This window comes from Nonomuraea solani, from assembly GCF_900108335.1.
GTDB lineage: Bacteria > Actinomycetota > Actinomycetes > Streptosporangiales > Streptosporangiaceae > Nonomuraea > Nonomuraea solani.
In genome coordinates, this window is sequence record NZ_FNVT01000006.1 from 204176 (window position 1) to 224520 (window position 20345).

Genomic DNA, 20345 nt, shown 5'->3' on the forward strand with positions numbered 1-20345 from the left:
CACCCCGCAGGGTCATCGCTGGCAGCGGCCGAAGTCGACCACGTACGTCCCGCCGTCTCTCGCGCTCGCCCCGGCCGGGTCGGCCGACCCCGCCGCGGCCCCGATCCCGACGTCGGCCATCGTCGGGCTCAGCACGATCTGCCGGTGGCCGAACGTGCTGACGTACACCCACCAGCGCACGGCGGCGCGCGGCGTGCCCGCGCCGGGGCCCCAGCCGGTGTACGTGGTCTCGGCGTAGGCCCACGAGCGCGGGTTCGGGCAGTAGCCCGCGGCCGTGATCCTGCTTCCCGGCGTTGAGCCGGTCTGCGGGTTGTTGTGCGAGTTCGCGCCCGGCCGCCACCATTTGAGGCTCGCGGCGGCATTGGCGTGCGAGGTCGCCGCGCTGTCCAGCGGGCCGTTGCGCGTGAGCGGGGCGAGCCCGGCCTTGGCGCGCTCGGCGTCGATGAGGCAGTGCACCGCCTGGCCGATCTGCACCCGGTTGGCGCTCGTCGGGACCACGTCGTAGTACGCGGCCGCCGCGTTGCAGCCCGGCGCGTTCGCTGTGGCGCCCATGGCCGGGGCACCCCAGACGACCGCGCCGGCGACTCCTAAAATGCTGATTGCGTGTTTCACCGTTCTCTCCCCTGTTCCGATGGCTCCCTCAGTGTTGAGGCGGCCCCGGAACGAGGGGATGAGTAACCCCTACTCATGAACGGCGCACTACCGGCACCTCACCGTGAACTCGTGCGTGCCCGCCCCCACCTCCTGCGGCTCGGCTCCCGGCAGGTCCACCTCCGCGACCGTGCCGGGCGGCACCGTGGCGGTGACCGTGAGCGTCTCGCCCTCCTTGGTCCAGGCGACCGCGGCCGGCCCGTACGGCGTGTCGAGACCGGCTGAAGCGTGGGTCAGCCCGCCGCCGGGCCGGGGCGCGACGCGCAGGCGCCGGTAGCCGGGGGCGGCCGGGGCGAGCCCCGCGACCGTGCGGTGCAGGAAGTCGGCCACCGCGCCCAGGGCGTAGTGGTTGAACGAGGTCATCTCACCCGGATTGACCGACCCGTCCGGCAGCAGGCTGTCCCAGCGCTCCCAGATCGTGGTGGCTCCCATCGTCACCGGATACAGCCACGACGGGCGGTTGCGCTGGGTGAGCAGCGCGTACGCGGTGTCGTACGCGCCCACCGAGCACAGCGCGTCGCAGATCAGCGGCGTGCCGACGAACCCGGTCCCGATGCGGTGGTCGTCGGCGGCGACCAGCTCGGCCAGCCGACGCCCGGCCCGTTCCCGCTGCCCAGGCCCGTCCAGCAGGCCCACGTGCAGGGCGAGGGCGTAGGCGGTCTGGGTGTCGCAGGCCAGCCGGCCCGACGGCGTGACGAATTCGCCGCGGAAGGCCGTACGCACCTTCGAGGCCAGCTCGGCGTAGCGGGCGGCGTCGGCGTCGTGGCCGAGCAGCGCCGCCGTGTCGGCCACGACCTGGGCCGACCAGGCGTGGTAGGCGGTGGCGACCAGCGCGTGGTCGGTGCGCGCCTTGCGCGGGTCGTCCGGCGGCGCGGCGGGGTCGAGCCAGTCGCCGAACTGGAAGCCCTCGTCCCACAGGTGGTCGTCGCCGGTCAGCGAGTGCACCTGGTCCACCCAGGCGGTCATGCTCCCGTACTGCGCGCGCAGCAGGTCGAGGTCGCCGAAGCGCTGGTAGAGCACCCACGGGACGAGTACGGCGGCATCACCCCACGCGGCGGTGGGCGAGACGTCGAACGCCAGCGGCACCCACGGCACGAAGTGCGGCACGGTGCCCACCTCGGCCTGTTCGGCGGCCAGGTCGGCGAGCCAGGAGGCCAGCGGGCCCGCGCAGTCGTAGAGGAAGGCGGCGGCAGGGGCGAACACCTGGATGTCGCCGGTCCAGCCGAGCCGCTCGTCGCGCTGCGGGCAGTCGGTGGGAATGTCGACGTAGTTGCCGCGCATGCTCCACCGCACGTTGTCGTGCAGCCGGTTCAGCAGCGGGTCGGAGCACTCGAACGTGCCGATGGGACGCATGTCGGTGTGGCAGACGACGGCTCGCACGCCGGCCGGGTCCAGCTCGCCTGGCCAGTCGTCGATCTGGGCGTAGCGGAAGCCGTGCGTGGTGAAGCGGGGCTCCCATTCCTCGGGCTCGGCGTCGCCGCGCAGCGTGTACTGATCGAGCGCGGCGGCGTCGCGCAGCGGGCGCAGGGCCAGGGCGCCGTTCTCCAGGACCTCGGCGTGGCGCAGCGTGACCGTGTGCCCGGGCGGGCCCTGGACGCGGATGCGCAGGCGGCCGGCGATGTTCTGGCCGAAGTCGAGGATGGTCTCCCCGTCCGGGCCTGTCAGGACCTCGACCGGGGCCAGGGTCTCGGTGCGGCGCACGGGCGGGCCGGTCGGCGCGACGAGCAGGGCGGCGTCGTGGGCGAGGGCGTCGGCGGGCAGCCAGGCGGAGTCGTCGAAACCGGGCTCCGACCAGCCTGACGGGAGCAGGCGGGCGTCGTGCTTCTCGCCGTCGTACAGGCTGGCCGCCGTGACCGGGCCGGTCGCGCAGCGCCACTCGCCGTCGGTGACCACGACGTCGGTGCCGCCGTCGGCGTAGGTGATCTCCAGTTGGGCGATGAGGGCGGTGCGGTCGCCGTACAGGTCGGTCTTGCCGCCGAGGAAGCCGATGCGGCCGCGGTACCAGCCGTCGGCAAGGGTGGCGCCGACGGCGTTGGCGCCCTCGCGCAGCAGCTCGGTGACGTCGTGGGTGCGGTAGCGCAGGCGGTGGGCGTAGCTGCTCCAGCCGGGGGCGAGCACGTCGTCGCCGACCACCCGGCCGTTCAGCTCGATCTCGTACGTGCCGTGCGCGGTGACGTACAGGCGGGCCCGCTCGACGGGGGCGCGCAGGCTGAAGTCGCGGCGCAGCAGCAGCGCGGGCCCGTCGGGCACGCCGAGCAGCTCCAGCGGCGGCGCGGCCGCTTCGGCGCGCCAGTCGCCCGCGTCCAGCAGCCCGGTCTCCACATATGACCAGGGGCTCCAGTCGCCGGCCGAGCCGTCGGCGCCGTGCACGCGCACCCGCGCGCCGCGCCGCTCGCGCGCGCCCAGCGCCGCGCCCGGCCAGGGCACGAGCACCGACTCGTCCGACTCGACGCGGCCGGTGGCGGTGCCGTCGCTGAGCTCGATCTCGTACGCCTGCTGCCGCCACCCGGGGAGGTCGGTGGTGACGGTCCACGACAGGCGGGGGGCCGGTTCGCCGATGCCGAGGGGGTCTTGGTGGTGTTCGTAGGTGGGTGCCGTGACGATCAGCAAGATACTCCTTAGATCAGCCCTTGATGGCGCCGGCGGTCATCCCGGCGACGATCTTGCGGTTGAAGAAGATGAACAGCAGCAGCGGCGGAATCGTGATGAGCACGATGTCCATGAACAGCAGGTTCCACTGGGTGTTGTACTGGCTCTGGAAGTTGTAGAGGGTCACCTGCACGGTGGCGTTGTCGTCGCCCGGTAGCAGGTAGAGCGGATTGACGAAGTCGTTGAAGACGCTCACCGAGCTGGTCAGGATCACGGTGATGGTGACCGGCCGGAGCAGCGGGAAGATCACCTGGAAGAACAGCCGCAGCCCGCCGCAGCCGTCGATCTGGGCGGCCTCGTCCAGTTCGCGGGGGATGGCCGCGATGAAGGCGCGGAACAGCAGCATCGCGAACGACAGGTTGAAGGCCACCTCGGCGAGGATCAGCCCGGGCAGCGTCTTGAACAGCCCGAGCGCCTGCAGCAGCCAGATCGTCGGAACGACCGCGGGCGGGATGATCAGCCCCGACAGCACCAGGAAGTCGGCCACCTTGGCGACCTTGCCGGGCCTGCGCTGCAGGACGAACGCGGCCATCGCCGCGAAGATGACGATCAGGGCGACCGACGCCACGGTCAGGATCGTGCTGTTGACGTACGCGCGCAGCAGCACGTAGTCGCGCGCCTCGATCACGGCCATGAAGTTCTGCACGATCGGCCAGCTCGTCGGCCAGGAGAAGTCCAGGTCGATGGCCTGCGTACGGTCCTTGACGGCCGTCAGCAGCATGAGCGCGAACGGGACCAGGAAGACCACGGTGGCCACGACCAGCGCGACCGCTTCGGCGCTGAGCCTGCGCAGTGCTCTCATGCGGCCACCTGCCTCTTGCCGAGGTAGTAGTTGAGCGGGACCGCGATCACGGTGACCACGATGAAAAGGATGACGTTGCCCGCCGTCGACAGGCCGAAGAAACCGGCCTGATACTGCTTGTAGATGATCGAGGCGATGGTGTCGCTGGTGAAGCCGGGCCCGCCGCGCGTCATCGTCCAGATTAGGTCGAACGAGCGCAGCCCGCCGATGAACGACAGAATGATCACCGAATACGTCGCCGGCCAGCTCAGCGGCAGCGTGATGTGCCGGAAGCGGTGCCACGCGCCCCCGCCGTCCACCATGACCGCCTGGTAATACTCCTGCGGGATCGACATGATGCCGGCGATGTAGATGACCGTGGCCAGGCCGACCCCCTTCCACACGTCCACCAGCGCGACCGACAGCAGCGCCGTGTTCGCGTCGCCCAGCCAGTCGCCGCCGTCGATGCCCACCAGCGCGAGCGCCTGGTTGACCAGGCCGGTGTCCGGCTTGAGCAGCACGCTGAAGGTGATGCCGACGGCCACGGTGGACACCAGGACCGGGAAGAACACCACCGAGCGCAGGAATCCGCGCAGCCGCAGCCGGGAGGTGAGGAGCACGCCGAGCAGCAGCCCGAGCACGACCTTCAGCCCGGAGGTGAGCACCGCGTAGATCAGGGTGTTGGCGAAGCCGATGCGCAGGTTCTGCTCGGACAGGAAGTCGCGGAAGTTGTCCAGCCCGACGAAGGTGCTGTCGAACAGGGTCCAGCGGGTGAGCGAGAAGTAGAAGGCCATGACCGTCGGCACCAGGAAGATCACCAGGTAGACGACGGCGGCCGGCAGGTAGAGCGCGTACGGGTAGGCCGAACGGCGCTTGACCGGGCGGGTGACCTGGCCGGGGGCCGGGCCGGGCCCCGTGCGGGGCCCGGCGGCCTGCTTCGTCACCACCCGTCCAGCCCCAGCTGCTTGGCCTGCTTCTCCACGTCCTTGTCGTACTGGGCGCCGCCTTCGGCGGGCGGCGTGAGCCCGGAGCCGACGGCGACGGTGATCTGCTCCAGCGACGGGCCCTTCACCGGCGAGACGAACTCCAGCGCGGGCGCCGTGCGACCCTCGTCCACGTACGTCTGCAGGTCCTTGGCGGCCTGGATGGCGTTGTCGGGCAGCTTGGCACCCGTGATCCGGTACGGCCCCGTCGGCGGCACGGCCTTGTTGATCGCGTCGGCGGCGGCCGGCGAGGCCACGAAGGCCAGGAACTTCTTGGCCGCGTCGAGCTTCTCGCTGGTCTTGGCGATGTAGATGCCCGACGGCTCCCAGACGGTGGCGCCGTGCTTGGTCGCGTCGGTGCCCGGGATGCCGAAGAAGCCGACGTCGGTCCCGGCCTGCGGCAGCGTCTCGATCACCGGCGGCAGCGCCCCGCTGAGCATCGCGTAGTGCGCGCCCTTGCCCTCGGCCAGCATCTTGACGCCCTGGTCGTTGGTGGCCGAGCCGTAGCCGTCGTTCATGTACTTCTTGGTGAACACCTCGGCCAGGTGCTCGAAGCCGGCCAGCGCCGCCGGGGTGGTGGCGAACTTGGCCTTGCCGGCGGTGTATTCCTGGGCGAAGTTCGGCACCGCGGCCTGGACGTTGTAGTAGTCGCCGAGCACGAAGAGCTGCGAGGTCCAGGTGTCCTTGAACGTCGAGATCACGGCGGTGATCCCGGCCGCCTTGATCTTGTCGTTGTTGGCCATGAACTCGGCCCACGTCGCGGGCACCTTCAGGCCGAGTTTGTCGTAGACCTTGCGGTTGTAGAGGATGCCACCGCCCGTCAGCGTGCCGGCCGGGACGCCGTACACCTTGCCGCCCTGGCTCACGACCGGCAGGTAGTCCTTCTGCACGTTCTGCAGCACCGGGTCGCCGGTGAGGTCGACCATCGTCTGGGCGGGGTTGATGGCCTGCAGCAACGACCCGGAGTTGTACCAGAACACGTCCGTCATGTCGCCCGTCGAGAGCCGGGTCTTGACGATGTTGTCGCCCTCGCTGCCACCCGGCCTGGTCTCGGTCTCGATCTTGATCTTGGGGTTGGCCTGCATGAAGGCGTCGGTGAGCGCCTTGGCCGTAGCGGTGGTCCCCTGGCTGTTGTCGATCAGGAATGTCAGGGTGGCCGAGCCGTCCGCGGCGGGTTCCGAGCCCGATCCGCAGGAGGTCAGGGCCGCCGTCGCGAGAACGGCGAGCGCCGCTCCCATGATGCGGTGCGAGGTCTTCACAACGCCCCTCCGGGTCCGTTGAAACGTTTTAAAGCACCCCCGATGCGAGTTAACGTAAGCGTTACTCAAGCGAGCGTCAAGAGGTGATCCAGGGGAACGGTCCCCAATCGTGACCCAATGTCAAATGGCTGTGCCAGGCATCATCCGATCAAAGGTTGGGTAACGTTACCCATCGCTGGCGCTGCCCTGAACTCCCGCGACCTGGCCGCGCCGAGTCGAGGAGGGCGGCCCATGGGCACACCGGATCGGCGGCGGAGAGTGACGATCACCGACGTGGCCTGCCACGCCCAGGTGTCCACGACGGCGGTGTCGAAGGTGCTGCGCAACGCCTATGGCGTCAGCGCCGCGATGCGGGCGAAGGTGCAGGCCGCCATCGACGAGCTCGGTTACCGTCCGCACAACGCGGCGCGGGCGATGCGCGGGCGTACCTTCACCATCGGGGTGCTGCTGCCGCACATCAGGAACCCGTTCTTCGCCGACATCCTCGAAGGGCTGGTGGCGGAGATCTCCGGCAGCGGCTACCAGGCGATCATGGTGCAGAGCGGCGGCCGGGATCCGGCGGCGGAGCGCCGCGGGAGTGACGCGCTGGTCGACCGGCAGGTGGACGGCATCCTCACGGTCGCCCCCGTCAGCACCAAGGCACAGCTCGAAGCCCTGGCCAAGAGCACGCCCACCGTGGTGCTCGGCCGCCACGACCGCTCGGCGCTCTACGACTGCGTGCTGGCCGACGACGAGGCCGGGGCCGAGCTGGTCGTCGAGCACCTCATCGCGCTCGGGCATCGCCGCATCGCGCACATCACGCAGAAGGACACCCTCTCGGGGCGGCCGGCGGCCCTGCTCCAGACGATCAGGGCCAGGACGTACGAGCGGGTGATGGCCGAGCACGGGCTGGCCCGCCACATCGCCCTCGCCGTCACCTCCTACAGCGAGGAGGGCGGCTACGCGGGGGCGCGCGACCTGCTCACCCGCGACCCGCGTCCCACCGCCATCTTCGCCGGCGCCGACCAGGCCGCCTCCGGCGCGCTCGCGGCCATCCACGAGGCCGGGCTCGCCGTGCCCGGCGACGTCTCGGTGGCGGGCTACGACAACTCCCGGGTGATCGGGCTCGCGCACATCTCGCTGACCAGCGTCGACCAGGACGGCGCCATCATGGGCAGGACGGCCGGGCGGCTGCTGCTCGAACGCATCGGCGGCCGCACGGCCGCCGTGCGCTTCTCGGTCAACCCCACCCTGGTGACCCGGCGCTCCACGGGTGTTGCCCGTCCGCCCTAGGTGAGCGATGGTGGAAGCGCCGGTCGACAGCGGAAGGGATCTCCCATGCGTGCTGCCATCACATCCGTCATCGTGCTCGCCGTGGCGCTGTTCGCCGTCGTGGTGGCCCAGGCCGCGTCCTACGCCGCCACGGCCGTCGAATACGCCCTGATCTTCTAGCCGCCGGCTTTCCTAGCCGTCGGCCAGGGCGTCGTTGACCGCGGCGACGTAGGAGTAGAACGCGGTCGTCCAGTGCGCCTTGTCCTCGGTCCAGGCCCGGTTGAGCTTGCCGTCCTCGAAGAAGCGCTTGCGCTGCGCCTCGGTGATCTCAAGCTGCAGGCCCATGTCCGCCTTATTGCGGTTCGCGATGTTCAGCGGGTTGGTGCCGGCGAGCCCGGACGGCACGGTCGCGGCCACCGCGAACCCGGCCGCCTTGAGCTTCGCGGTGACCTTCTTCTTGAGCTCCTTGTCCAGGCCGCCGACGTAGGTGGTCGCCTCGGTGCCGCCGGCGCCGTGCCAGGAGACGGTCGAGGTCATCTTGGCCTGCAGGGCGAGCGCCCGTGGCTCGTCGAACGCGGTGGCGGTGATGTGCAGGTCGCCGTTGCCCGAACTCTTGATGCCCTCGAAGGCGTAGAAGGCGTGGCCGCCCGCGCGGGCCGCGTGGCCGGCGAGCTGGGAGGTGCCCCCTTCGATGGCGCCGCCGTGGATGGCGATGTGCGACACCTCGCTGCCGGTCGGCCGGCGCGTGGAGATCCGGTAGTCGACGCCCTCGACCTCGCTCGCGGCGAGATCGGCGTAGTCCTTGTAGGTGTCGTCGGCCGCCGGGGCGAAGGCCACGCTCATCGCCAGGGTGGCGGAAAGAACATGGGTGACGATGGCGGGCATGCGCTACTCCTCGATGACGCGGCCCCCACCAGAATGTACCGGCCGGCGTGGGGCACCAAGAGGTCCACTCAGGACCGGATCGCGGGCTTGCGGTAGATGATCATCTTACCGATCCGCCCGTCCGCGCAAGAGGAGACGGCCCTGCCGGAACGGCCGCTCTCCCTCGCGATGTTCCCGCGACATCCGGCCGACCTCCGCGAACCCGGCCTCGTACGCCAGCCCCGCCAGCTCGTCGATCGGCCACGTCGAGCGCGTTCATCGAACCGACCTCGAACCGCAGGTCCGGGTACGTCTCCCGGGCCAGGTCGATCATCACCGGCGACAGGTCGACCCCGAAGATGTCCAGCCCCAGGTCCCGCAGATGCGCCGTCACCCGTCCAGGGCCGCACCCCAGTTCGGCCACGGCCCCGGCGCCCGCGGCCTGCACGAACTCGGCGAACGCGGCAAGCAGCGCACGGTCCAGCGGCACCTGGGCGAGCTCGTCCCTGGCGAGCTCGGCGTAGAGAACGGCGACGGCGTCGTAGGCGTCCGCGGTGGTGGTCAGGTAGGAGGAGGATCGGGTCATAGCGGACGATGCTAGCCCTGCCCACGCTGAGTACGGACCTACTCATGCGCCCGCCGCAGGTCCGCCCGACGCTGGTCCCAGCGCAACCACAGCGAAGGGACCCGGAACGATGACGAAGAAGATGGACCGGCGATATCTGGAAGAGCACCGCCCGGGCGTGCACACGCTCGAATCGTTCGGCGCGTTCGTCGCCGACTACGCCATCGGCGAGGCGATCGAGCGGCTCGACGGCGGCAAGGCGGAGTCCGTCGAGGTGAGCGTGCCCCTGCGCGTCACGTCGCGGACCGTGCGCCGGGTGTTGTCACGGGAGGACGCCGAAGAGCTGGGCGAGGCCGCCGAGAAGGCGAACGCCAGGTTCGGCGCGGTGCTGGCCGACTGCCTCATCATCGAGGGCAGCCTGGGGCCCGTCACCGTCCAGGTGCATCTGGCGATCTAGCGGTCAGAGGCTCTCGCGCAGGCGCAGGTATTCGCGGCCCGCGTCGGTGATCGCGACGTACGGCTTGAGGTCGAAATCCCGGCCGGTGTGCCCGTGGTCGTCCCAGATCGCGTTCAGCCCGCGCGGGTCGAGCGGCTCGACGAACCCCATCGCGTCGAGCCGTTCGAGCTCCTGTTGCAGCTTCCGGTCCTCCCGGGAGCGGGCGATCATGGGCCCCTCGGCCGCGAGCCCCCGCAGGTGGCCCCACTCGTACTTGGTCACCAGCCCGCCCAGCGCCACCTGTATCGCCCGCAGGTCGGACTCCAGCACCCGCTGCTTCGCCTCGGCCCTGTCCAGCCTGGCCGTGACGCCGCCGGCGCCGATCGTGACATCGGTGATGGAGTACTGCGCGGCCGCGAAGTAGACCCCGGCCAGCAGTCCGGCCGCCAGCGCCACCTCGTGGACCTCCAGCCGGCGCGTCACCAGGCCGAGCGGGATCGCCACGAGGTAGGCCAGGTAGGCGACCGTCAGCAGGACCGCGAAGGCCGCACTGATACGCCGCATCGTCATGCCACGAGTGTGCGGCCGTCGCGCCACGGGGGAAAGACCGTCCGGGTCTAGAACGAGCCGCGCACGACGTTGGACTTGGTCTGCAGCGTGCCGCCGTCCCCGTCGACCCATCGGGCGCGGGCGAAGATCTCGTCCGAGTCCGCCCAGTCCTCGTCGAGCGAGTCGCTGAAGATCGGCGGCAGGGGCGCCCGTACCTCGATGCGGTCCTCGGTCACGTTGAGGCTGGACAATCCCGCATAGGTGCCCGCGCTGAACAGGAAGTCGTCGGAGAAGGTGTCCTGGCCCCAGACGCTGAGCTCTATCCGCGCCCCGTTGACGACGTAACCGACCCCGTCGAAGTGGTTGGTGGGCAGGTAGGCGTAGATGCTCACGATCCACGTGTCGCTCTCGGGGTTGTAGAAGGAGATCCCCAACTGGCAGCGGATCTCGGTGACGGCGTTCGCCGGCGCGGCCACGAGGCCGGCCGTCATCGCGAGCCCCGCGCAGACGATGGCGATCGTCCGGGCGGCGCGGCGGATTCTGCTCATGTGATCTCCCTTTGGAGCGCTTCACACATGAGGCGTTCCATCGGGTGCCACGGGGTTCCATATGGCGTGTTTTTTACATAAGACCCTGCAGTCACATCAAACCCGAGCATGCGGTACGCATACCAACGAAAAGTACACATAACAACAGATCACGCCATTTGCCTCCTTTCCTACTCCGCCGGGACGGGAGTATCTTTGACCTCCTCGATGGCCGGAGGGGCTCGATGGTCATGGGAAACGGGTCTGAATCAAATTGATGGACTCACCCGCGCCATGCTCGATCGACTTGTAGCGTGGCTCGCCGGCATGGATGAGCCGGGTCGTCTTCCGGTGCGAATAACGGAAAGCGCGAATAACGGGAAAGAAGGCCAGGGAGGAATGTCGTGGGGCCGGAAAGAGGCCAGGTGCGCGTGCTGTCGGCGGACGGCGCGTTATGGGGCGCGGGCGTGCTCGCGATGGTCGGCGAGGCCGGTCTCCATGTCCTGACCTGCGCTCACGTCGTCACGGCCGCCGGCGCGGAACCGGACGGCGACCTGGTCGTCGATCTCTACGGCCGGGGCTGGTCCGCCCGCGCCCGATCTCTGCCGGAAGCCTGGTCGCCCACTCCCCCGCTCGGAACGCTCCCGGCCGGCGCGTCGCTCACCGACATGGGAGACTTCGCCGCTCTCCGCCTGGAGGCCGGGCACCCGCCCCTCCCCCGGGGCTGCGGTCCGTTACCGCTGCTGTCCTGCGGAGCCCCGCTGGGGCGGCAGGTGGCGATCATCGGCTATCCCCACGGCACGGTGTCCGGCCTGATCGCCACGGCGCGGATGGTGGGCTCCGGCGGCCCCTGCCCCGACTGGGTCCAGCTCGACGGCCTGCGGACCACCGGCGCCACGGTGGAGCACGGCTTCAGCGGCGCGGCGGTGTGGGATCCGGCGGTCCACCGCGTCGTCGGCCTGGTCACCGCCGCCCACACCGACCGTACGGCCAAGGTCGGGTGGATGCTTCCGGTGACGACGGCCGTGCGGCTCTGGCCTCCGCTCGCCACCGCCGTCAGGAGCGCCGCCCCTTCGCGCTGCCGACCCCCGGCCCCCGAGGCCCGCTACCGGGTCGCGGATGCCCTGCTGGAGGTGCCGCAGATCGAGCACGACTCGGGAGAGGCGCTGCGCGAGGCACTGCCCCCGGCCATTCGCCGCAACATTCGCAAGCACCCCTACCCGCGGCAGCAGCTCCAGGCCGTCGTTCAGGCGTGCACCGACTACGAGGGCGGGTGCGCCGCGCTGCGCGCGGCGGTGCTGAACGTGGGGGGCGAGACGGCGTCCGCTCTCAGGGCCGTGGAGATCTTCAACCAGGTGTGCTGTTCCGGTACGGAGGAGGACACATGACGGTCGCCGCACGCGCCTTACCGATGTACCTCGTCAACGCGGTGGTCGGCATCGAGTGCCTGCAGAACGCCGACATCGTGCGCGACATCGTCCAGGAGCTCGGCGGTGACGGCTCGCGCGCCGGCCTCGACCACGTGGGCGGCACCTCCATCCGCGGCCTGGTCGTCAAGCTGATGAACGAGCTGTCCGAACGGCCGGCCGGTCTCGCGCTGCTGGTGGAGGGCCTGGAGCGGCTGGAAGGCCCCTCCATCGCGATCCGCCGGCTCAGGGTCGCCACCGCCGCGTGGGAGGTCGACCTCCTGGAGAGCGAAGACTGGGACGAGCTCTTCAGACTGCTCGACGGCGTCGCGATTCCCGATCTGCACCGGCGCTACCGCGAGTTCCTCCAGGAGCGGCGGCTGCCCCTGCCGGACATGCCGTGCAACGAGCCCTGGACGGTGTTCCTGCACGCGGCGACGCTGAACGCCAGACCCGGCTCGGCGCTGCCCTGCTACGTCGTCCTGCGGCAGTTGCTGGCGCTGGGAGCGGAGGCCGGCCAGTTCGACATCCTGGCGTGGGCGGACCTGCACGATCCCAGCGCCCACGTGCCGGATCCCCCTTCCGAGAACGAACCCCTCGCGGAGGGGATCGCCTGGACACCCTCCGACTACCTCATCATCCGCATCCGGCCACTGCTCGACCGGGGCGGCGGCAGGGACGCGATCCTCTCCCACTGGAAGCGGACCTGCCCCGGCGGGCAGATCAGGGGAACGGATCGGCGCGTCATGCTGGCGGACGCGGAGATGGAGGTACGGACGCTGATCAAGCAGGTCGAGTCCGACTGGGCCCACCGCCTGACGTCCGACCTGGCCCTGGAGTTCGTTCTCCCCCGCGACCTGCTGCATCTGGAAGTCGAACGATGGAGTAAGGCCTCTTTTCAGGGCGTCGTCGGCATCCTGGGGGAAGACCACGAGGTCGTCGTACGGAGTATGGAGCGCATGGAGCGGCGCGACCTGCACAGCCGCTGGACGAGACGGTGGCGCGCCTTCACCGAGGGGCGGGCCGGCCGGGTCCACTGGTTTCCCGAGGACGGCCGTCCCCACCTGCTCTCCGATCCGCCGCCCGCGGTGGTCATCCTGAGCGGCCCGCCCGACAAGGTCACCGAGCGACCGGCGGACGAGCTGGCGGAGGCGCTGCGCGTGGGTGTTCCCGTCGTGCTCTGGGCCCGGACGGGGGCCGAGGGCGCGGCGTTCCGCACGGCGCTGGAGTCGCTGCTGAAGAGCCACAACCCTTGCCACCTGCCGACTATTGTCAAGCTGCTCCGGATAGCGTCAAATGGGCGCGAAACGCATGTAGACCCGCTGATCGGCCAGCACGTCGCTCTGCTGTGGGACGACCCGACCCGGATGCCGGTGGCGTCCGTTACGGGAGGTTCCTCCGACTCTGCTGAGGTGGAGGGTTCATGATAAATCCCGACACCCCCACTGGGCGCACCGCCGACCGCGTACGACCTCGCTGGTGGATCTACCGGGGCACCGGCGAGCCCCTCCACGACACCCGGCTGAGCGAGCTCATCCCCGCCCCTCCGCCCTGGCGGCGGTTCGCCGACGGCGACGTGCTGCCCCCGCCCCCGCAGGACGACGCGGAGATCGTCCGCCGGCTGGGCGCGCAGTGGCCCGACCGGGCCCTGTCCGACGCGGCCTGGCACGAGGCCGAAATGGTCAACGCCACGCTGCTGTTACGCAGGCCGCTGCTGGTCAGCGGGCGGCCCGGCACCGGAAAGTCCGCCCTGGCCTACCGGATCAGCCGCGAACTCCGGCTCGGCCGGGTGCTGCGCTGGCACATCACCAGCCGGTCCACCCTCAATGCCGGGCTCTACGCCTACGACGCGATCGGCCGCGTACAGGACACCGCCACGTGGCGGGCCGGAACCGGCGAGGACGACGAGCACAGCCGGCCACCGGAGATCGGCGAGTACATCCAGCTCGGCCCCCTCGGCACGGCGCTGCTCCCCTACGCCGAGCCCCGGGTGCTGCTGATCGACGAGCTGGACAAGAGCGACCTGGACCTCGCCAACGACCTGCTGAGCATCTTCGAGGAGGGCTCGTACACCATCCCGGAGCTCCTGCGCGCCCGGCGCAGAGATCCCACGGTGCGGGTGCGCACGGACGACCCCCAAGGCGAGGCGGAGATCACGGAGGGACGGGTCACGTGCAACGCCTTCCCCATCGTCGTCATGACCTCCAACGGCGAACGCGAGTTCCCGCCCGCCTTCCTGCGCCGATGCCTGCTGCTCGACATCCGTGAGCCCAGCCGCGACGATCTCGCCGCCATGCTGACCGCCCACTTCGGCTCCGACGCGGCCGAGCAGTGGGGCGGCCTGCTGATCTCGCAGTTCCTGGAACGCGGCCGGGAACGCGGCGGCCTGGCCATCGACCAGTTGCTCAACTCCCTCTACCTGGCCTCCGCCCATCAGGACGGCAGGCCGGACGACATCCTGCGCATGGCGGAGACGCTGTGGCATCGCCTCGACGGACGGGCCTGGGAATGAGCGGCCATACGGAAGATCCGCCAGGACCCTCGTGGTCGGAGCTGAGGGACGCGCTGTATCTGGCCGCGTACCAGGACGCCGCCGCGCCCCGGCGCCACCGGGCCGCCTGGCCCGCCCAGCGACCGGCCCCGGGCAACGGGGACCATCCACCGCCGCGTACGGAGGAGGCCCTGCGGGAGCGGTTCGCGGAAGAATTCCAGGAGAGCCAGAACGACACCGTCGCGCATGAGACCCCCGAACCGGACCCGCCCTGGTTCGAGCCCTCACGGGACGAGCCCGCGCCCGACGGGGCGGCGCCGAGGGCGACGTTGCCCGGAGGGCATGCCCTGGGGATGGCCTTCAAGCCGTTGCGGCTGTGCCGGCCATCGGCCGACGCCTTCGAGATCGACGAGGACGCGACGGCGGAGCGCATCGCCGCCGACGACCTGTGGCTGCCGGAGTGCCGCCCGGCGGCGGAACCGCTCTTCTCCCTGCGCCTCGTCGTGGACGCCCATCCCTCGATGGTCCTCTGGCACGACCTGGTCCGCCGGCTCAAGAAGCTGATGGAGGAGACGGCGGCGTTCCGTACCGTGGACGTGGTCTCCGTCGACATCGCGAAAGCCGGCGCCCGGGCACGCCGTCGCGGCGGTCCGCCGTCCGGCGCCCTGGGCCCCGATCATCTCGTGCTCGTCCTCACCGACGGCCTCTCCCGGGGCTGGCGTACGGGCGACGCCGCCACCTACCTCCACGCGACCGCGCTGACCTCACCGGCGGCGGCGCTCAGCCTGATGCCGCAGGAGGTGTGGGAGTTCACCTTTCCCACGGCTGTGGGCGCCTGGCTGGACGCCCACCGCCCGGCGCTCCCCAACCGCCTGGTCAGGGTCCGTGAGATCAGGTCGCACTCGTCCTGGCTGAGCGAGCCGTCGCGGGTGCCGCCGTACGCGCCCGTTCCCGTACCGCTGATGGAGCTGACGCCGGGCTCGCTCGGCCGCTGGGCGAAACTGGTGGCCACCGGCGGCCACCACGACATGGCCGTGCTGCTCACCGGCCCTCAGGGCGACCTGAACGGCAGGACCGTCCGGCACGACGCCATCGCCGACCCCGTCGAGAGCCGGGGCCGCGAGCTGGTCGATCTGTTCATGGCGCGGGCCACCCCGGCGGCGGCGGACCTGGCGAGGCGGCTGGCGGCGGCGCCGCTCAACATGCCGGTCATCCGCGCGATCCAGGACACGATCCCGCACGCCGAGTCCTGGAACTTGGGCGAGATCATGATGTTCGGCCTGCTGCGGCGCCGTGACCACGGCATGGACGTGGAGGACGCCGGGCACGTGGGCTTCGACTTCCCCGACGGGGTCCGGGAGGAGCTCCTCGGGCAGAGCACGCGGGCGGCGACGCTGAGCGTGCTCAAGGAGGTGTCCCGATGCATCGGGCCGCACCTGGCGTCGTCGATCCCCGACGGCGAGGCGCTGGTCGCCTGGCAGGCCGACGCCGCCGACCCGCCCGTGACCAGCAGGACCCGTCCGTTCGTCCGGGCCATGTGCACCGCGCTCTCGGCTCTGTCCGGGCCGTATCTGGCGCGGGCCGATCGGCTCGGCGAACTCCTGCGGGAGGACGGCTCCCGTGTAGCTACACAACGTGACAGTTCAGATACTCTTGGTTCTGGCATTACCGAGTTCCCTGAGCGAGAGATATCCCCGGCTGCCCTTGGAGGCCCCGTGTCTGGTTCGCCACAAATTGCGTCACCCGCCACGCAAGAGGAGCCACCTCGGGCGCCTCGCCGGATCGGCTCGAATCTGCCGCTGCGCAATCGAAACTTCACCGGCAGGGAAGACCTTCTCACCGAGCTCCGGCGCCGCCTGGCGAGTGAGGGGACCACCGCCGTCCTGCCGGAGGCGCTGCACGGCATGGGCGGCGTGGGAAAGTCTCAGATCGCCATAGAATATGTCTACAGAAATAGCAAAGACTATCAGCTCATCTGGTGGATACCCGCCGAACAGACAAACTCGATAGTACAGTCCTTGATTGAGCTCGGTGAGCAAATGGGGCTGCAGGCGGGCGCCGACCGCAGCGCCGTTCCGGCGGTTCTGGAGGCATTACGAGCAGGTCGGCCCTACTCGAACTGGCTCCTGGTATATGACAACGCCGAGAATCCGGGCGAGGTCAGGAAATTCTTTCCCAACGACGGACCCGGGCGTGTGATGGTAACCTCGCGTAATTCTCAGTGGTCGACCCTGGCCAGCTCTCTTGAGGTTGATGTGTTCACCCGGGAGGAGAGCATCGCCCTCATCAAGCGGCGCAGCCCGCAGATTCTTCATGATGCCGCCGACAGTCTGGCCGAGGCCCTCGGAGATCTTCCGCTCGCCGTCGAACAGGCCGCGGTGTGGCTGGCGGAGACCGGCATGCCCGCGCACCAATACCTGGAGCTCTTCGAGACCAAGTGCGCCGAACTGCTCGAACAGTCGCCGCCCGCCGACTACGACCTGCCGGTGGCGGCGGCCTGGAACGTCTCGCTCGACCGGCTGCGCGAAGACTATCCGGCGGCCCTGCAACTGCTGCAGGTCTGCGCGTTCTTCGCGCCCGAGCCGATCGACCGCGACTTCTTCTCCAGAGTTCGCGGCGTGAGCGCGCCTCCGGCGTTGCGCGCGGCGCTGGACGACCCGATCAAACTCTCCCAGTCCGTACGCGAAATAGGCCGCTACGCCCTGGCCCGCATCGACCACCGCAACTCCACCATCCAGGTGCACCGTCTGGTCCAGCGGGTGCTCATCGAGCAGATGAACGCCCAGGAACGCGCCGAGATGCGCCACTGCGCGCACGAGATCCTCTCCAACGCCGACCCCAGAAACCCGCAGCGCCCCAGCGAGTGGTCCCGCTACTCCGCCCTGCTGCCGCACGTGCGGGCCACCACCATGGTGGAGTGCGAGGACCCGTGGACCCGTCAGCTGGTGCTCAACGAGGCCCGCTTCCTGCTCGCCCGCAGCGACTACACCGAGTCGCTCGAACTCGCGGAAGAGGCGGCCAGGACCTGGCGGCCGGTGATCGGCGACGAGCACGAGCACATGATCCAGGCCGATCAGGTGCGGGCCGAGGCGCTGCGCTGGCAGGGGCGCCACGGCGACGCGTACAAACTCCAGTCGGAGCTGGTCGAGCGCTGCCGCCGGGTGCTGGGCGAACGCAACGAGAACACGCAGCGCGCCCTGAGCGTGCTGGCGATCCTGGTGCGGCTGCGCGGCGACTTCAACCGGGCCAGGGAGCTCGACCGGGCCGCCTACGAGACGACCCTGCGCGAGTTCGACGCCGACGACCCCGGCACGCTGCAGGCGGCCCACAACTACGCCGTCAGCCTGCGCCTGGCCGGAGACTTCGAGGAGGCGTACCGGCTCGACGAGGACACCCACCAGCGCCTGATGGAGGTGCTCGGCGACGACCATCGGCAGACGCTCAACAGCCTGCACTCGCTCTACATCGACCAGCAGGAGCTGGGCCGCTTCCAGGCCGCCCTGGAGGGGCAGGAGAAGCTGCGCGAGCGCGCGCAGCGGTTGCTGGGCGAGGATCACTCGCTGACCATCTGGGTGTCCCGCGAGCTGTCGGTGACCCGGCGCAAGATCGGCGATCACCACGGCGCGTACGAGCTCTCGCTCCAGGTGCTGGAGCTGCTGCGCAGGGTGCAGGGCGGCAAGTCGCTCGACACCGTCCGCGCGGCGCTCAACCACGCCACCGACCTGCGCCAGACCGGCGACCTCGCGGCCGCCGCCGAGCTCGGCAGGCAGACGATGGAGCAGTGCGTCGAGTTGCTGGGCGAGCGGCACCCGCACGCCTTCGCCACCCAGACGAACCTCGCGGTCACGCTGCGCCTGATGAAGCAGGTCGAAGCGGCCTGCGAGCTGGATCGCACGGCGGTGGAGGGTCTCGGCGAGGTGCTGGGCGCCGGCCATCCCCGCACCCTGCTGGCCAGGACCAACCTGGCCAGCGACGCCTACATGATGGGCCGTTTCCAGGAGGCTTACGACACCGACGCCGACGTGCTGGAGCACAGCGCCCAGGCGCGGGGCGAGAAGCACTCCGCGACGCTGGCGGTCATGGCCAACCTGGCCCTCGACCTGCAGAGCCTGGGCAGGACCGATGAGGCCAAAAAGCTGCACGACAAGGCGCTGGCCTTGTTCCGCAAAGTGCACGGGCCCGACCACCCCGCGACCCGCGATCTGGAGAACTTCACCAGGGCCAACTGCGACATCGACCTGCTCAGCATCTAGCCGCCGAGAGCCATTCGGCCAGCTCTTCCGGTCCTGGCGGCCGCACGCCGTCGCGCCGTAGCGCGGCGTGCAGCGCCAGGACCAGTTCGGGGCGTTCCAGGAGCGGCGACGTGCGCGAGTCGCCGGCCAGGCCCATCCCGATCCAGGCGCCGGGGTCGGCGCTCGCGCTCCGGTAGAGCGGCAGCGCCTTCGCGGGGTCTCCGGAGATGAGCGCGACGTCGGCGATCCCCAGAGGGCCGTCCGCCAGGGCGCGGGCCCGTTCGAACGCTTCCTGATCCGTGCACCGCAGGCGGGCCAGCCAGGTCCGCCCGTCGCCCGGTAAGGCCGGATGATGCTCGCCGATCCGCGTCCCGGGCAGCGAGCGGGGCGGCGGGAGGCCGGCCGACCAGCGGCGGGCCAGCGCGGCGGCGTCGTTCTCGCGCACCACCAGATGGGCCGCCCGCCAACCGGCCAGAATGTCGCGGCAGCACAGGTCCGCCAGCCAGGCCGCGGTGCCGTGCACCGGCTCGCGCCAGAGCGCGCGTCCCGCCTCCGCCAGCGTGGCGACGATGCGCCCGCCGGCCTCGGTGAGACCGGTGGCCCCGCGCAGCGCGGCGAGCGCGATCCGCAGTTGCCAGCGGTGCAGGGCGAACTCGAAGTCGGCGCGCTCCCCGCCCTCATGCCGCTGGTTCTGCCAGAAGACGGCCACCCCCATGAAGGCGTGCGCCCCGTAGAGCAGCCCGCGCAGTGGGCGTGGGTCTCCCCGCCAAGGGGCGAAATAGGCCGGTTCTGGGCCTTCCAGAACGGGGGTGAAGAGCGGCGTCAGGTCGTCGATGGTGCTGAGGAGCTGGTGCCGGGCCTCGTGGACCAGCGTGACGGCCAGCGACACCGCGTCGGCGGGCAGGGACATCGTGATCGCGCCGTAGGCGTCCGGCACCGTGGCGCTGACGACCCGCAGCGCGCTGCGCCCGTCGACCGGCACCAGCGATCGGACCGTCCTCGTCACCGTGCGGTGCGCGGCGGGGTGCCGCGCGCGCAGCAGCTCGTACGCCTCCCGCAGCAGCTCACGCCAGCGCCGTACGTCCTTGGCCGGCAGCCACGCCGGATCACGCACCCCGCGAAAGTCCCGGTACGGCGAGAGGTGGTCGAGGAGCAGCCTCCTGCCCTGCTCGGTCACGTCGATGACGGGCACCGGCGACCAGCCCTCGGCCGGGCGGGACAGGTCGTCGGGCAGGCGTACCGATCCGCTGTCGCCGAAGACCACCGTCCCGTGCGCCCGGCTCTCCACGCCCACGATCGCCCATTCCCCGCGTCCCACCGTGCCGGTCATGCCCAGGGACGGCAGCCACAGCCGTCCCCGCCTGGCCGGGATCCGCAGCGAGCAGGGCATGCCCGCCCGGATCGCGGCGGCCGCGGCGAGCGTGGCGAACAGGTTCGCGCCGGCTCGCGCGGGCGGCTCTCCGCCCTGTTCGGCCGCCGCGCCGTACGCGACCCGCCGCAGCAGCCGGAAGGCCCAGGCGCCGACGGCGGGATCGCGGAGCACCTCGTCGAGGGCGTCCGGCGCGCGGCGCTGCACCGCCACCAGCACGGCCCAGGACATACCGGGCGGGGTGGGCGGGATAACATCGTGGCGCCGAATATGGTCGGGCGAATCACCCGTATTCAAGATGGCCGCGAAAGCCGTGAGCAGCCGGCTCCGCT

General features: G+C 70.6%; 16 protein-coding genes. 6 read left to right on the top strand and 10 right to left on the bottom strand.

The window, feature by feature from the left end; translation table 11 throughout:
- Nucleotides 1–12: 12 nt before the first annotated feature.
- The 5 genes from C4V41_RS23780 to C4V41_RS23800 all read right to left on the bottom strand — a co-directional run bounded on the left by C4V41_RS23780 (nt 13) and on the right by C4V41_RS23800 (nt 6323).
- Nucleotides 13–612, bottom strand: a complete 600-nt coding sequence (locus tag C4V41_RS23780; protein ID WP_200824175.1) for a CAP domain-containing protein — start codon at nt 610–612, stop codon at nt 13–15.
- 87 nt (nt 613–699) lie between these two features.
- The gene (locus C4V41_RS23785) at nt 700–3261 is read right to left on the bottom strand and encodes an alpha-L-rhamnosidase (RefSeq protein ID WP_235030341.1); all 2562 of its coding nucleotides are present in this window, start codon (nt 3259–3261) and stop codon (nt 700–702) included.
- Nucleotides 3262–3274: 13 nt separating this feature from the next.
- Nucleotides 3275–4102 carry a carbohydrate ABC transporter permease gene (locus tag C4V41_RS23790; protein WP_103958129.1) on the bottom strand — a complete coding sequence of 276 codons (828 nt, stop codon included), beginning with the start codon at nt 4100–4102 and terminating at the stop codon, nt 3275–3277.
- Nucleotides 4099–5025, bottom strand: coding sequence for a carbohydrate ABC transporter permease (locus C4V41_RS23795; RefSeq protein WP_200824176.1), 927 nt, complete (start codon nt 5023–5025; stop codon nt 4099–4101). Before C4V41_RS23795 ends, C4V41_RS23790 begins: the two co-directional genes overlap by 4 nt.
- Nucleotides 5022–6323 carry an ABC transporter substrate-binding protein gene (locus C4V41_RS23800; protein WP_200824177.1) on the bottom strand — a complete coding sequence of 434 codons (1302 nt, stop codon included), beginning with the start codon at nt 6321–6323 and terminating at the stop codon, nt 5022–5024. Before C4V41_RS23800 ends, C4V41_RS23795 begins: the two co-directional genes overlap by 4 nt.
- 231 nt (nt 6324–6554) lie before the next feature.
- Between C4V41_RS23800 and C4V41_RS23805 the strand changes: the two genes are divergently transcribed.
- Nucleotides 6555–7595 (top strand): LacI family DNA-binding transcriptional regulator, encoded by a 1041-nt coding sequence (locus C4V41_RS23805; RefSeq protein WP_103958130.1) that lies wholly within the window; start codon nt 6555–6557, stop codon nt 7593–7595.
- 171 nt (nt 7596–7766) lie between these two features.
- On the opposite strand, the gene C4V41_RS23810 is transcribed toward C4V41_RS23805, so the two are convergent.
- Nucleotides 7767–8459, bottom strand: a complete 693-nt coding sequence (locus C4V41_RS23810; protein WP_103958131.1) for a poly-gamma-glutamate hydrolase family protein — start codon at nt 8457–8459, stop codon at nt 7767–7769.
- Nucleotides 8460–8559: 100 nt separating this feature from the next.
- Nucleotides 8560–9024 (bottom strand): class I SAM-dependent methyltransferase, encoded by a 465-nt coding sequence (locus C4V41_RS23815; RefSeq protein ID WP_327537467.1) that lies wholly within the window; start codon nt 9022–9024, stop codon nt 8560–8562.
- Between the two features lie 109 nt (nt 9025–9133).
- Between C4V41_RS23815 and C4V41_RS23820 the strand changes: the two genes are divergently transcribed.
- Nucleotides 9134–9460, top strand: a complete 327-nt coding sequence (locus C4V41_RS23820; RefSeq protein WP_103958132.1) for a hypothetical protein — start codon at nt 9134–9136, stop codon at nt 9458–9460.
- Between the two features lie 3 nt (nt 9461–9463).
- Here the strand turns inward: C4V41_RS23820 and C4V41_RS23825 are convergent, their stop codons facing one another.
- Both C4V41_RS23825 and C4V41_RS23830 read right to left on the bottom strand, forming a co-directional pair.
- Nucleotides 9464–10009, bottom strand: a complete 546-nt coding sequence (locus C4V41_RS23825; RefSeq protein WP_146103755.1) for a hypothetical protein — start codon at nt 10007–10009, stop codon at nt 9464–9466.
- Nucleotides 10010–10056: 47 nt separating this feature from the next.
- Nucleotides 10057–10536, bottom strand: a complete 480-nt coding sequence (locus C4V41_RS23830) for a hypothetical protein (RefSeq protein ID WP_103958134.1) — start codon at nt 10534–10536, stop codon at nt 10057–10059.
- 383 nt (nt 10537–10919) lie between these two features.
- Between C4V41_RS23830 and C4V41_RS23835 the strand changes: the two genes are divergently transcribed.
- Genes C4V41_RS23835 through fxsT form a run of 4 tightly spaced genes read left to right on the top strand, consistent with a single transcriptional unit; the run spans nt 10920 to nt 18665 of the window.
- On the top strand, nt 10920–11903 hold the full coding sequence (locus C4V41_RS23835; RefSeq protein WP_200824178.1) for an effector-associated domain 2-containing protein: 984 nt from the start codon (nt 10920–10922) through the stop codon (nt 11901–11903).
- Nucleotides 11900–13348: a VMAP-C domain-containing protein gene (locus C4V41_RS23840; protein WP_103958136.1), complete on the top strand. Its 1449-nt coding sequence runs from the start codon at nt 11900–11902 to the stop codon at nt 13346–13348. Before C4V41_RS23835 ends, C4V41_RS23840 begins: the two co-directional genes overlap by 4 nt.
- Entirely contained in the window at nt 13345–14433 is a 1089-nt protein-coding gene (locus tag C4V41_RS23845) for an AAA family ATPase (protein WP_103958137.1), read from the top strand. Before C4V41_RS23840 ends, C4V41_RS23845 begins: the two co-directional genes overlap by 4 nt.
- Nucleotides 14430–18665 (top strand): FxSxx-COOH system tetratricopeptide repeat protein, encoded by a 4236-nt coding sequence (gene fxsT, locus C4V41_RS23850; protein WP_103958138.1) that lies wholly within the window; start codon nt 14430–14432, stop codon nt 18663–18665. Before C4V41_RS23845 ends, fxsT begins: the two co-directional genes overlap by 4 nt.
- On the opposite strand, the gene C4V41_RS23855 is transcribed toward fxsT, so the two are convergent.
- A complete protein-coding gene (locus C4V41_RS23855; RefSeq protein WP_235030342.1) occupies nt 18655–20244 on the bottom strand; it encodes an aKG-HExxH-type peptide beta-hydroxylase in 1590 nt (529 codons plus the stop codon). The genes fxsT and C4V41_RS23855 overlap by 11 nt on opposite strands.
- Nucleotides 20245–20345: the final 101 nt, after the last annotated feature.

Excerpts from the sequence above, each read along its gene's own strand:
- C4V41_RS23790 (WP_103958129.1), bottom strand. The coding sequence starts at position 4,102 with ATGAGAGCACTGCGCAGGCTCAGCGCCGAAGCGGTCGCGCTGGTCGTG.
- C4V41_RS23805 (WP_103958130.1), top strand. The coding sequence starts at position 6,555 with ATGGGCACACCGGATCGGCGGCGGAGAGTGACGATCACCGACGTGGCC.
- C4V41_RS23810 (WP_103958131.1), bottom strand. The coding sequence starts at position 8,459 with ATGCCCGCCATCGTCACCCATGTTCTTTCCGCCACCCTGGCGATGAGC.
- C4V41_RS23815 (WP_327537467.1), bottom strand. The coding sequence starts at position 9,024 with ATGACCCGATCCTCCTCCTACCTGACCACCACCGCGGACGCCTACGAC.
- C4V41_RS23820 (WP_103958132.1), top strand. The coding sequence starts at position 9,134 with ATGACGAAGAAGATGGACCGGCGATATCTGGAAGAGCACCGCCCGGGC.
- C4V41_RS23825 (WP_146103755.1), bottom strand. The coding sequence starts at position 10,009 with ATGACGATGCGGCGTATCAGTGCGGCCTTCGCGGTCCTGCTGACGGTC.
- C4V41_RS23830 (WP_103958134.1), bottom strand. The coding sequence starts at position 10,536 with ATGAGCAGAATCCGCCGCGCCGCCCGGACGATCGCCATCGTCTGCGCG.
- C4V41_RS23840 (WP_103958136.1), top strand. The coding sequence starts at position 11,900 with ATGACGGTCGCCGCACGCGCCTTACCGATGTACCTCGTCAACGCGGTG.
- C4V41_RS23845 (WP_103958137.1), top strand. The coding sequence starts at position 13,345 with ATGATAAATCCCGACACCCCCACTGGGCGCACCGCCGACCGCGTACGA.
- fxsT (WP_103958138.1), top strand. The coding sequence starts at position 14,430 with ATGAGCGGCCATACGGAAGATCCGCCAGGACCCTCGTGGTCGGAGCTG.
- C4V41_RS23855 (WP_235030342.1), bottom strand. The coding sequence starts at position 20,244 with ATGTCCTGGGCCGTGCTGGTGGCGGTGCAGCGCCGCGCGCCGGACGCC.